Source organism: Polynucleobacter yangtzensis (assembly GCF_001595965.1).
GTDB classification, from domain to species: Bacteria; Pseudomonadota; Gammaproteobacteria; order Burkholderiales; family Burkholderiaceae; genus Polynucleobacter; species Polynucleobacter yangtzensis.
Genome location: NZ_LOJI01000029.1, coordinates 1 through 229, shown reverse-complemented (window position 1 = coordinate 229; position 229 = coordinate 1). Strand labels below are relative to the sequence as shown.

The window sequence follows — 229 nt, the reverse complement described above, 5'->3', positions numbered from 1 at the left end:
GACTACGGTTATGTTCTTGAGAACGGTAAGATTGCTACTCATGGACCTGCTGCTAAGCTCAAGGATGATCCTGCTGTGAAAGCAGCTTACTTGGGTGGCGCAGGCGGTCATTAATGGTTGGTTGTTTATATCCGCTACACCAGTTTCCTTATCTTTAGAGAGTATTTTATGTCCAACCAACAGCAACAAAATAGCAGTATGGCTGATGCCTATGTTTTGCCTTTTGAGC

The 229-nt window shown here is 44.1% G+C and carries 1 pseudogene; it reads left to right on the top strand.

Features of this window, described 5'->3' with window-relative positions:
* Positions 1–114: pseudogene (locus JaK3_RS10610) on the top strand (ABC transporter ATP-binding protein); the annotation flags it as partial.
* Between the last annotated feature and the right edge of the window lie 115 nt (positions 115–229).